Annotated in this window: 10 protein-coding genes; 2 read left to right on the top strand and 8 right to left on the bottom strand. The window is 70.1% G+C overall.

The annotated features are described in order from the left end of the window. Positions 1–287: 287 nt before the first annotated feature. The 3 genes from ACSNOH_RS29440 to thyX all read right to left on the bottom strand — a co-directional run bounded on the left by ACSNOH_RS29440 (position 288) and on the right by thyX (position 3994). Positions 288–1973 carry a ribonuclease J gene (locus tag ACSNOH_RS29440; RefSeq protein ID WP_436724490.1) on the bottom strand — a complete coding sequence of 562 codons (1686 nt, stop codon included), beginning with the start codon at positions 1971–1973 and terminating at the stop codon, positions 288–290. A gap of 159 nt (positions 1974–2132) precedes the next feature. Next, a complete protein-coding gene (dapA, locus tag ACSNOH_RS29435; RefSeq protein WP_436724489.1) occupies positions 2133–3035 on the bottom strand; it encodes a 4-hydroxy-tetrahydrodipicolinate synthase in 903 nt (300 codons plus the stop codon). A gap of 209 nt (positions 3036–3244) precedes the next feature. After that, positions 3245–3994, bottom strand: coding sequence for an FAD-dependent thymidylate synthase (gene thyX, locus ACSNOH_RS29430; RefSeq protein WP_436724488.1), 750 nt, complete (start codon positions 3992–3994; stop codon positions 3245–3247). Between the two features lie 224 nt (positions 3995–4218). On the opposite strand from thyX, the gene ACSNOH_RS29425 reads away from it, so the two are divergent. Both ACSNOH_RS29425 and ACSNOH_RS29420 read left to right on the top strand, forming a co-directional pair. Then, positions 4219–4461, top strand: coding sequence for a hypothetical protein (locus ACSNOH_RS29425; RefSeq protein WP_436724487.1), 243 nt, complete (start codon positions 4219–4221; stop codon positions 4459–4461). 126 nt (positions 4462–4587) lie between these two features. Beyond that, the gene (locus ACSNOH_RS29420; RefSeq protein WP_436724486.1) at positions 4588–5175 is read left to right on the top strand and encodes a hypothetical protein; all 588 of its coding nucleotides are present in this window, start codon (positions 4588–4590) and stop codon (positions 5173–5175) included. Between the two features lie 247 nt (positions 5176–5422). Here ACSNOH_RS29420 and ACSNOH_RS29415 read toward each other — a convergent pair whose 3' ends face one another. The 5 genes from ACSNOH_RS29415 to rpsO all read right to left on the bottom strand — a co-directional run bounded on the left by ACSNOH_RS29415 (position 5423) and on the right by rpsO (position 10834). After that, on the bottom strand, positions 5423–5881 hold the full coding sequence (locus ACSNOH_RS29415; protein WP_436724485.1) for a hypothetical protein: 459 nt from the start codon (positions 5879–5881) through the stop codon (positions 5423–5425). A 5-nt stretch (positions 5882–5886) separates the two neighbouring features. Next, positions 5887–6639: a 4-hydroxy-tetrahydrodipicolinate reductase gene (dapB, locus tag ACSNOH_RS29410; RefSeq protein WP_436724484.1), complete on the bottom strand. Its 753-nt coding sequence runs from the start codon at positions 6637–6639 to the stop codon at positions 5887–5889. A 35-nt stretch (positions 6640–6674) separates the two neighbouring features. After that, a complete protein-coding gene (locus ACSNOH_RS29405) occupies positions 6675–8054 on the bottom strand; it encodes a M16 family metallopeptidase (RefSeq protein ID WP_436724483.1) in 1380 nt (459 codons plus the stop codon). Beyond that, positions 8051–10276, bottom strand: coding sequence for a polyribonucleotide nucleotidyltransferase (locus ACSNOH_RS29400; RefSeq protein WP_436724482.1), 2226 nt, complete (start codon positions 10274–10276; stop codon positions 8051–8053). Before ACSNOH_RS29400 ends, ACSNOH_RS29405 begins: the two co-directional genes overlap by 4 nt. A gap of 270 nt (positions 10277–10546) precedes the next feature. Continuing rightward, positions 10547–10834, bottom strand: coding sequence for a 30S ribosomal protein S15 (gene rpsO / locus ACSNOH_RS29395; RefSeq protein ID WP_135337368.1), 288 nt, complete (start codon positions 10832–10834; stop codon positions 10547–10549). Positions 10835–11033 lie beyond the last annotated feature (199 nt).

Genomic DNA, 11033 nt, shown 5'->3' with positions numbered 1-11033 from the left:
TTCCAACCTTACCAGATCCGTTTTCCGTTCCGTTTCCGGTCCGAATCACTTTTCCGGCCCCCTGCTGGAGCGGGGTTCCGCCTTTCAGCTTTCGCTTTCCGGCGGTGATTCCGACTTTATCAGATCTCTCCGGTCGGAATTTCCCACCGCCGCGGAACGATCCTTCACGCTCGTGTTCGTCACGAACGTTTGGGCGTTCCCCTCGCGGTGGAGCCGTAAACCTACTGGACGGCCGCGCCCGGATGCAAATCGGCAGCGGGGCGGCCGTCCGTTCGGTTGACGCGGCGTCAGACCTCGACGACCACAGGGAGGATCATCGGGCGCCGGCGGTAGGTGTCGGAGACCCACTTGCCCATCGTCCGGCGGACGAGCTGCTGGAGCTGGTGCGGCTCCACGACGCCGTCGGAGGCGGACTTGGCGATCGCTTCCTCGATCCTGGGCACGACCGCCGAGAACGCGGCGTCCTCGATGCCGGAACCGCGCGCCTGGATCTGCGGGCCGCTCACCACCTTGCCCGTCGTGCTGTCGACCACGACGAAGACGGAGATGATGCCCTCGTCGCCGAGGATGCGGCGGTCCTTCAGCGAGGTCTCGGTGACGTCGCCGACCGAGAGGCCGTCCACGTACACGTAACCCGCCTGGACCTTGCCGACGATCTTCGCCGAGCCGTTCACCAGGTCCACGACGACGCCGTCCTCGGCGATCACGATGTGGTTCTTGGGAACGCCCGTCAGCGCGCCGAGCTCCGCGTTGGCCCGCAGGTGGCGCCACTCGCCGTGCACCGGCATGAGGTTCCTGGGCTTGCAGATGTTGTAGAAGTACAGCAGCTCGCCGGCGGAGGCGTGGCCCGAGACGTGGACGCGGGCGTTGCCCTTGTGGACGACGTTCGCGCCCCAGCGGGTCAGGCCGTTGATCACGCGGTAGACCGCGTTCTCGTTGCCCGGGATGAGCGACGAGGCGAGGATGACGGTGTCGCCCTGGACGATCCGGATCTGGTGGTCACGGTTGGCCATCCGGGACAGGGCCGCCATCGGCTCGCCCTGGGAACCGGTGCACACGAGCACGACCTCGTCGTCCGGCAGGTCGTCCAGCGTCTTCACGTCCACGACGAGGCCCGCGGGGATCCGCAGGTAGCCCAGGTCGCGGGCGATGCCCATGTTGCGGACCATCGAGCGGCCGACGAAGGCGACGCGGCGCCCGTACTCGTGGGCGGCGTCGAGGATCTGCTGGATGCGGTGCACGTGGCTGGCGAAGCTGGCCACGATGATGCGCTTCTGCGCGCCCGCGAACACCTGGCGCAGGACGCCGGAGATGTCGCGCTCGGGCGGCACGAAGCCGGGGACCTCGGCGTTCGTGGAGTCCACGAGCAGCAGGTCGATGCCCTCCTCGCCGAGGCGGGCGAAGGCCGGCAGGTCGGTGAGGCGGCGGTCCAGGGGCAGCTGGTCCATCTTGAAGTCACCGGTGTGCACGGCCATGCCGGCCGGGGTGCGGATGGCGACGGCCAGCGCGTCCGGGATGGAGTGGTTGACCGCGATGAACTCGCAGTCGAAGGGGCCCAGGCGCTCGCGGTCGCCCTCGGCGACCTCGAGGGTGTACGGGCGGATGCGGTGCTCCTGCAGCTTGGCCTCGATGAGGGCCAGGGTCAGCTTGGAGCCGATCAGCGGGATGTCCGGCTTCTCGCGGAGCAGGTAGGGAACGCCGCCGATGTGATCCTCGTGGCCGTGCGTGAGCACGATGCCGTCGATGTCGTCGAGGCGGTCACGGATCGACGAGAAGTCGGGCAGGATCAGGTCGATTCCGGGCTGCTCCTCCTCGGGGAAGAGCACTCCGCAATCGACGATCAGCAGGCGGCCGCCGTATTCGAAGACCGTCATGTTGCGGCCGATCTCCCCCAGGCCGCCGAGCGGGGTGACGCGCAGGCCGCCCTCGGGGAGCTTCGGCGGGGGACCGAGTTCAGGATGCGGGTGGCTCAAAAGACTCTCCTCACCACGCGCGCCACATGCCCTCGGGACATATGGCGCGCGTGACCTTCGTGCACTTGCAGTTGTTTGCGGTGTTCAGTTGTGAAGTCCTGGCGTATTCAGTTGTGAAGTCCGTGGGCGGCCGGCCGGGGCCGGTCCGCCGGGGCGCCGTCAGCCGAGCTGGACGCCGCCCGCCGTGAGGTCGCGCTTGAGCTGCTCGGTCTCCTGCTCGGTGAGCTCGACCAGCGGCAGCCGCACGGGGCCCGCGGGCAGTCCCTGCAGGGCCAGGGCGGCCTTGGTGGTCATGACGCCCTGGGTGCGGAAGAGGCCGGTGAAGACCGGGAGCAGCTTCTGGTGGATCGCCGTGGCCTTCGCGGTGTCTCCGGCCAGGAACGCGTCGGCCATGGCGCGCAGGTCGCCCGCGACGAAGTGGCCCGCGACGGAGATGAAGCCGACGGCGCCGACCGCGAGCTGCGGCAGGTTCAGCATGTCGTCGCCGGAGTACCAGGCGAGGCCCGAGCGGGCGATGGCCCAGCTCGTCGCGCACAGGTCGCCCTTGGCGTCCTTGTTGGCGACGATGCGGGGGTGCTCCGCCAGCCGGACGAGCGTCTCGGTCTCGATGGGGACGCCGCTGCGGCCGGGGATGTCGTAGAGCATCACCGGCAGGCCGGTGGCGTCGGCGACGGCCGTGAAGTGCCGGACCAGGCCCTCCTGCGGGGGCTTGTTGTAGTACGGCGTGACGACGAGGAGGCCGTTCGCGCCCGCCTTCTCGGCGGCGCGGGCCAGCTCGACGCTGTGGTGCGTGTGGTTGGTGCCGGCTCCGGCGATCACGTGGGCGCGGTCCCCGACCGCCTCGACCACGGCCCGTACGAGCTGGGCTTTCTCCGCATCGCTGGTGGTGGGGGACTCGCCGGTGGTGCCGTTGACGATGAGGCCGTCGTTGCCGGCGTCCACGAGGTGGGTGGCGAGCCGCTGAGCGCCGTCGAGGTCGAGGGCACCGTCAGCGGTGAAGGGCGTGACCATGGCGGTCAGGACCCGCCCGAAGGGCGTCTGCGGTGTGGAGGTCGGAGCCATGAGGGCCACGCTACTCGTTGCTCACCGTGAGGTGCCCCCTCGGGGAGTGCCAAAGGGATCCCGGCACTGCCTGCTCGGGGGTTCAAGCAGTGCCGGGTCCGTCTTTTCAGACTAGATTAAAGCCACGAAAAGCCGCAATACGGACACCTAAGCTACCGCCCCGTACGGCTTTCCGTCCTCGGCCCCGCCCCCGGGCCGTCACCCTCCCGTCAGGGGGCGATGCGGCCGTTCTTGTTGAACGCGGCGTACGTGAGCGGCATGAGCTTCGCCCACTCCGCCTCCATCTTCTCGCCGACCATCTCGATCTCGCGCTGCGGGAAGGAGGGCACGGTCGCCTGCTCGTGCTGGGTGCGCAGGCCGAGGAAGTGCATCAGCGAGCGAGCGTTGCACGTGGCGTACATGGACGAGAACAGACCGACCGGCAGGACCGAGCGCGCGACCTCGCGGGCGACGCCGGCGGCCAGCATCTCCTGGTAGGCCTCGTAGGCCTCGCGGTAGGTGTTCTCCATGACGCGCGTGGTGAGCTCGTGCTGCGCCTCGGTGCCCTCGACGAAGACGTACTTGCCGGGGCGGCCCTCCTGGACGAGCTTGCGCTCGGCGTCCGGGACGTAGAAGACGGGCTGCAGCTCGCGGTAGCGGCCGGACTCCTCGTTGTACGACCAGCCGACGCGGTGGCGCATGAACTCGCGGAAGACGAAGATCGGCGCGCTGATGAAGAACGTCATCGAGTTGTGCTCGAAGGGGCTGCCGTGGCGGTCGCGCATCAGGTAGTTGATCAGCCCCTTGGACCGCTCGGGGTCCTTGGTGATCTCTTCCAGGGACTGCTCGCCGGCGGTGGAGACGCGGGCCGCCCACAGCACGTCGGAGTCGGCGGCGCTGTGCTTGACCAGCTCGACGGTCACGTCGCCGCGGAACGTCGGCTCGGCTTCCTTGGGCGTCTCGGTGGGGCTGTCGGTCACCGGCGGGGTCCTTCCAGTTGCAGTGCTCGGGCGGCGACCAGCCTACGGGCCACCACTGACAACCGGTCCGCAAGCCGCTCCCCTACGGCCCCGCCGCGGCCGGGGGAAGTTGCCCACTGGTTGAGATTTTTCACAGAAGTCGCCGAAAACGGGCACCAGCAGGCCCGTTCGATCGTCATTACGTACGACACCACGTTTTTTCGAGGTTCCTAGGAGAGCCCTCTATGTTCCGCCGGCGAGAGCCCGTGCCGTTCGCCTTCGTCGCCGAAGCCGAGCGCTACCGCAGCAACGTCACGCCGCCGCCCCGAGAACGCGCGAGCCGCTCGCAGATAGCCGGCCGTGCGCTCGTCGGTCTGACGGTGACGGCGGGGCTGGTCGGGGCGCTGCTGTTCGGGATGCCGTCGCTGCAGCCCAGCGCGCAGGACACGCACCAGTCGCAGCGTTCCGAGGCCTCGGAAGGCCGCTGAACCGGCAGGTGACCACCGAGGGTGGGATCCGGCGCACCGACCCTGGTGTGCCCGGGTCCCGCCCTTTTCTATAGCCTCACCGGGCACAGCCATTCGAGCGTGCGTGCTGATGAGTGAGGAAACGTCGTGCCCCTGCCCTTTCTGACCGCCGAACGCGACGTCGAGGAGCTCGCGCCCGCCCCCGCCGCGGCCGTGCCGCCCGCCGGGTATGACGAGGAGGCCGGCGGGTACGGCGAAGAGCCCGCCCGCTGGCGCCGCCCTTACCGGCCCGGCCCGTGGCGCGTCGGCGTCACCGCGCTGTTGCTGCTGCTCGCCTCGTACGTGCTCTTCGCCGCGATGATCATCGCCGTGGCCGGGTCCCTGCCCGGAGCGGGCGTGGCCGTCGCCGTCGCCGTCCTGGTGATCGTGGCGGCCGTCCGCCTCGTGCGGGTCGGCGTGTGGGTGGGCGAGCGCGGCCTGCGGCACGTGCGGCTGCTGTCCGTGAAGACGGTGCCCTGGGCGGAGGTGACGGCCGTACGCATCATGCAGCAGCCCGTGCGGTGGCTGGGTCTCCCCCGCACCGTGCAGGGACAGGCGGTCGTTGTGGAGCGCGCCGGCGGTGCGCCGCTGACCACGCTCGTCACCAGCCATGGGGCGGACTTCCTCGGTCGGCCCCAGGCGTTCGACATCGCCTGCGACGCGGTGGAGGGCTGGGCGGCGGACTTCCGCCGCTGACCGGAACCGCGCGGGGCGTGAGGCGGGGGCATGAGGCGCACAGCTACGGCTCGGGCCTCATGCCCCCGCTTTCTTGGGCCTCATGCCCCCGCTTCGCGCCCGCCTCATGCGGCTGCTCCGGTGGGGCCTCATGCGGCGCCTCATGCCCCCGTGCCACGTCCGGGCCGGGCCTCATGCGGCACACTCGCGCCCGCCTCATGCGGCGCCTGCCCCGTGCCCTTGCCGGCAGTGCCGGGCAGGGCGCGCGCTACGCGTCCGCCCGTACCGGCTTGCCGTCGTGGAGGGCGATCGCCCGCTGCATGGCCTTGCGGGCGCGGGGCGTGTCCCGGGCGTCGTGGTACGCAACAGCCAGCCGGAACCAGGCGCGCCAGTCGGAGGGGGCGTCCTCCGTCTCCGCCTTGCGCTTGGCGAAGACCGCGTCCGCCGAGTCCCGGTCGATGCGGCCGCCCGGTGTCCGTACCAGTTCGTCCACGGGCAGCCCGCCCTCGGCGTCCAGCTCCCGCGCGAGGCGGTTGGCGTCGCGCGCGAACTTGGTCGTCTGGTAGAGGAACCAGGCGCCGATGAACGGCAGGACGAGCACCGCCGCACCGAAGGCGACGGTGACGGCGGTGCCCTGCCGGATGAGCATCACGCCGCGGCTGCCGACCAGGACGAAGTAGACGACCAGGACGGCGGCCAGGGCGAAGTAGACGATTTTGGCGCGCACGGTGCTCAGCCCAGGTCCAGGAAGTGTTCCAGGCCGAACGTCAGGCCGGGCGTCGCGACGACGCGCCGCGCGCCGAGCAGGATGCCCGGCATGAAGCAGCTGTGGTGCAGCGAGTCGTGCCGGATGGTGAGCGTCTCGCCGGTGTCGCCGAACAGCACCTCCTGGTGGGCCAGGAGGCCGCGCAGCCGCACCGCGTGTACGGGCACGCCGTCGACGTCGGCGCCCCGTGCGCCCTCCAGGGCCGTCGTGGTGGCGTCGGGCTGCGGGGGGCAGCCCGCCTCGCGCCGCGCGGCGGCGATGAGCTGCGCGGTGCGGGTGGCCGTGCCGGAGGGGGCGTCGGCCTTGTTGGGGTGGTGCAGCTCGACGACCTCGGCGGACTCGAAGAAGCGGGCCGCCTGCCGGGCGAAGGTCATGGTGAGCACCGCCCCGATGGAGAAGTTCGGGGCGATGAGCACACCGGTCGACGGGGAGGCGCCGAGCCAGGACTCCAGCCGCGCGAGGCGCTCCTCGGTCCAGCCGGTGGTGCCGACGACGCCGTGGATGCCGTTGCGGACGCAGAACTCCAGGTTCCCCATGACCGAGTCGGGGTGGGTCAGCTCGACCGCGACCTGGGCTCCCGCCTCGGTCAGCGTCTCCAGCTTGTCGCCCCGGCCCAGCGCGGCCACCAGCTCCATGTCGTCGGCGGCCTCGACGGCCCGTACGGCCTCGGAGCCGATCCGGCCCCCCGCGCCGATGACCGCCACGCGCAGCTTGCTCATCGTCCCTGCTTCCTTCGAACCAATCGACCAGGCGATTAAGAAACGGCCTCGTGCAGGCGTGCAGCCTGCTTGTCCTTCAGCGGGCCGATGACGGACAGCGAAGGACGCTGCCCCAGTACATCGCGGGCCACCTCGCGGACCTCGTCCGGGGTGACGGCCGAGATGCGGGCCAGCATGTCGTCGACCGACATCTGGTCGCCCCAGCACAGCTCGCTCTTGCCGATGCGGTTCATGAGCGCACCGGTGTCCTCCAGGCCGAGGACGGTGGAGCCCGCGAGCTGCCCCACGGCGCGGCTGATCTCCTCGTCCGGCAGGCCCTCCGACGCGACCTTGCCGAGCTCGTCGCGGCAGATCTTCAGCACGTCGTGGACCTGGCCCGGGCGGCAGCCGGCGTAGACGCCGAAGAGGCCGCAGTCGGCGTAGCCCGAGGTGTAGGAGTAGACGGAGTAGGCCAGCCCGCGCTTCTCCCGGACCTCCTGGAAGAGCCGGGAGCTCATGCCGCCGCCGAGGGCGGTGTTGAGCACGCCGAGCGCCCAGCGGCGGTCGTCCGTGCGCGCCAGGCCCGGCATGCCGAGGACGACGTGCGCCTGCTCCGTCTTGCGGCCGAGCACCTCCACGCGGCCCGCCGTGCGGATCGCCCGGGTGCCGGAACGCGGGGCGACCGGCACGGCGTCCGTGCGGTGCAGGGCGCCGGCCCGGTCGAAGGCGGCGCGCACCTGGCGGACGACCTTGGCGTGGTCGACGTTGCCCGCTGCGGCCACGACGAGGCGCGTGGGGTCGTAGTGCTTCTTGTAGAAGCGGGCGATCTGGTCGCGGGTGAGGGCGTTGATGGTGTCCACCGTGCCGAGCACGGGGCGGCCGAGGGGGGTGTCGCCCAGCATGGTGTGCGCGAACAGGTCGTGCACGCAGTCGCCGGGGTCGTCCTCCGTCATGGCGATCTCTTCGAGGATCACGCCGCGCTCGGCGTCCACGTCCGCCGCGTCGATCAGCGAGCCGGTGAGCATGTCGCAGACGACGTCGATGGCCAGCGGGAGGTCCGTGTCGAGCACGCGCGCGTAGTAGCACGTGTACTCCTTGGCGGTGAACGCGTTCATCTCGCCGCCGACGGCGTCGATGGCCGAGGAGATGTCGAGCGCGGTGCGCTTGGCCGTGCCCTTGAAGAGCAGGTGCTCCAGGTAGTGGGTGGCACCGTTCAGGGCCGGGGTCTCGTCGCGGGAGCCGACGCCGGCCCAGATGCCGAAGGTCGCGGAGCGCACGGACGGCAGGGTCTCGGTGACGATGCGCAGGCCGCCCGGGAGGGTGGTGCGGCGGACCGTGCCGATGCCGTTCTCGCCCTTGAGAAGCGTTTGGGTACGGGCGACGGCCCGCCCCTCCGAGGAGGTGCGGGCCGTCTTCCGTGTACTACGGGACGTCACTTGGCGGACTCGTCCTTGGTCTCGTCGGCCTTGTCGCCGTCCTCGCCCTCGATCACGGGGATCAGGGAGAGCTTGCCGCGCTGGTCGATCTCGGCGATCTCGACCTGGACCTTCTGGCCCACGCCGAGCACGTCCTCGACGTTCTCCACGCGCTTGCCGCCGGCGAGCTTGCGGATCTGCGAGATGTGCAGCAGGCCGTCCTTGCCCGGCATGAGGGAGACGAAGGCACCGAAGGTGGTGGTCTTGACGACCGTACCCAGGTAGCGCTCGCCGACCTCCGGCATGGTCGGGTTGGCGATGCCGTTGATCGTGGCGCGGGCGGCCTCGGCGGAGGGGCCGTCGGCGGCACCGATGTAGATGGTGCCGTCGTCCTCGATCGTGATCTCGGCGCCGGTGTCCTCCTGGATCTGGTTGATCATCTTGCCCTTGGGGCCGATGACCTCACCGATCTTGTCCACCGGGATCTTGACGGTGATGATTCGCGGGGCGTGCGGGGACATCTCGTCCGGCGTGTCGATGGCCTCCATCATCACGTCGAGGATGTGGAGACGGGCGTCGCGGGCCTGCTTGAGGGCCGCGGCCAGGACGGAGGCCGGGATGCCGTCCAGCTTGGTGTCGAGCTGGAGGGCGGTCACGAACTCCTTGGTGCCGGCGACCTTGAAGTCCATGTCGCCGAAGGCGTCCTCCGCACCGAGGATGTCGGTGAGGGTGACGTAGTGCGTCTCACCGTCGATCTCCTGGGAGATCAGGCCCATGGCGATGCCGGCGACGGGGGCCTTGAGCGGCACACCGGCGTTCAGCAGCGACATGGTGGAGGCGCAGACGGAGCCCATGGAGGTCGAGCCGTTGGAGCCGAGCGCCTCGGAGACCTGGCGGATGGCGTACGGGAACTCCTCGCGCGTCGGCAGCACCGGCACGAGCGCGCGCTCGGCCAGGGCGCCGTGGCCGATCTCGCGGCGCTTCGGGGAGCCGACGCGGCCGGTCTCACCGGTGGAGTACGGCGGGAAGTTGTAGTTGTGCATGTAGCGCTTGCGGGTCACCGGGGAGAGGGTGTCCAGCTGCTGCTCCATGCGGAGCATGTTGAGGGTGGTGACGCCCAGGATCTGGGTCTCGCCACGCTCGAACAGGGCGGAGCCGTGCACGCGCGGGATGGCCTCGACCTCGGCGGCGAGCGTGCGGATGTCCGTCACGCCACGGCCGTCGATGCGCTTCTTCTCCTTGATGACGCGCTCACGGACCAGGGACTTGGTCAGCGAGCGGTACGCGGCGGAGATCTCCTTCTCGCGGCCCTCGAACTCCGGCAGGAGCTTCTCGGCGGCGAGCTCCTTGACGCGGTCGATCTCGGTCTCGCGCTCCTGCTTGCCGGCGATGGTGAGCGCCTGGGCGAGCTCGTCGCGGACGGCCTTGGTCAGGGCGGCCAGGACGTCGTCCTGGTAGTCCAGGTAGATCGGGAACTCGCCGACCGGCTTGGCGGCCTTGGAGGCGAGCTCCGACTGGGCGCGGCAGAGCACCTTGATGAAGGGCTTCGCGGCCTCGAGACCGGCGGCGACGACCTCCTCGGTGGGGGCGTCGGCGCCGTCCTTGACCAGCTGGATGGTCTTCTCGGTGGCCTCGGCCTCGACCATCATGATCGCGACGTCGCCGTCCTCCAGGACGCGGCCGGCCACGACCATGTCGAAGACGGCGTCCTCGAGCTCGGTGTGGGTCGGGAACGCCACCCACTGGCCCTTGATCAGGGCCACGCGGGTGCCGCCGATGGGGCCGGAGAAGGGCAGGCCCGCGAGCTGCGTGGAGCAGGAGGCGGCGTTGATGGCGACCACGTCGTAGAGGTGGTCGGGGTTGAGGGCCATGACCGTCTCGACGACCTGGATCTCGTTGCGCAGGCCCTTGGCGAAGGACGGGCGCAGCGGGCGGTCGATGAGGCGGCAGGTGAGGATCGCGTCCTCGGAGGGGCGGCCCTCGCGGCGGAAGAACGAGCCGGGGATCTTCCCGGCGGCGTACATCCGCTCCTCGACGTCGACCGTCAGGGGGAAGAAGTCGAGCTGGTCCTTGGGCTTCTTCGAAGCGGTGGTGGCCGACAGCACCATGGTGTCGTCGTCCAGGTAGGCCACGGCGGAGCCGGCGGCCTGACGGGCCAGGCGGCCCGTCTCGAAGCGGATCGTGCGGGTGCCGAAGGCGCCGTTGTCGATGACGGCCTCGGCGTAGTGGGTCTCGTTCTCCACCAGGGTTATCTCCTCGTCTGCGTCCCGGCCCGTGTGGCGGGGACGGTGGCGGAGGAGCGTCGGTGCTGGCCGGTCTTCGATCGAAGCACCCGGATTTCCCTGATCCGGGGGCCACTACCGAGGACCGGCGGCGAGCGGAGCGCTCCTCCTCGTACTCGTACGGTTCGGCACGGATGCCGTCGTGGAACCAGACTACAAAGCTTCTGCTTCCCACGAGATACGCAAAGGGAGCGGCTCCCAGGTGGTGGGAACCGCTCCCTTCACGGTGTCTTACTTGGCGCCGGCGGCACCGCGGCGGATGCCGAGGCGCTCGACCAGGGCGCGGAAGCGCGTGATGTCCTTCTTGGCCAGGTACTGCAGCAGGCGGCGGCGCTGACCGACCAGGAGCAGCAGACCACGGCGGGAGTGGTGGTCGTGCTTGTGCATCTTGAGGTGCTCGGTCAGGTCCGAGATGCGGCGGGTGAGCAGCGCGACCTGGACCTCGGGGGAGCCGGTGTCGCCCTCCTTGGTGGCGAACTCGGCCATGATCTGCTTCTTCGTAGCGGCGTCGAGCGACACGCGGTACTCCTTCTGAGTGTCTTTTGGCCACCGAGTGCCCCTGGTCTCTTTCTCAGGGGAGCTTCCGTGACTCGGGAGGCGGGGTCCGCTGGGCGCTGTCCCCAGAAGCCGGTGAAGGCACTCCGGAGGCGCGTACACAAACGGCCGCTGCACAGACTACCAGGCCGGGCCAGGGGGGCCGGCCTGGTAGTCTGTGCAG

It is taken from the genome of Streptomyces sp. URMC 127 (assembly GCF_051386535.1).
Classification (GTDB): domain Bacteria; phylum Actinomycetota; class Actinomycetes; order Streptomycetales; family Streptomycetaceae; genus Streptomyces.
Note: the sequence above shows the minus strand (reverse complement) of the source record. Positions and strands in the feature narration are given on the sequence as shown.

Coding starts and splice junctions, on each gene's coding strand:
- dapB (WP_436724484.1), bottom strand. CDS start 6,639: ATGAGCAAGCTGCGCGTGGCGGTCATCGGCGCGGGGGGCCGGATCGGC.
- ACSNOH_RS29425 (WP_436724487.1), top strand. CDS start 4,219: ATGTTCCGCCGGCGAGAGCCCGTGCCGTTCGCCTTCGTCGCCGAAGCC.
- dapA (WP_436724489.1), bottom strand. CDS start 3,035: ATGGCTCCGACCTCCACACCGCAGACGCCCTTCGGGCGGGTCCTGACC.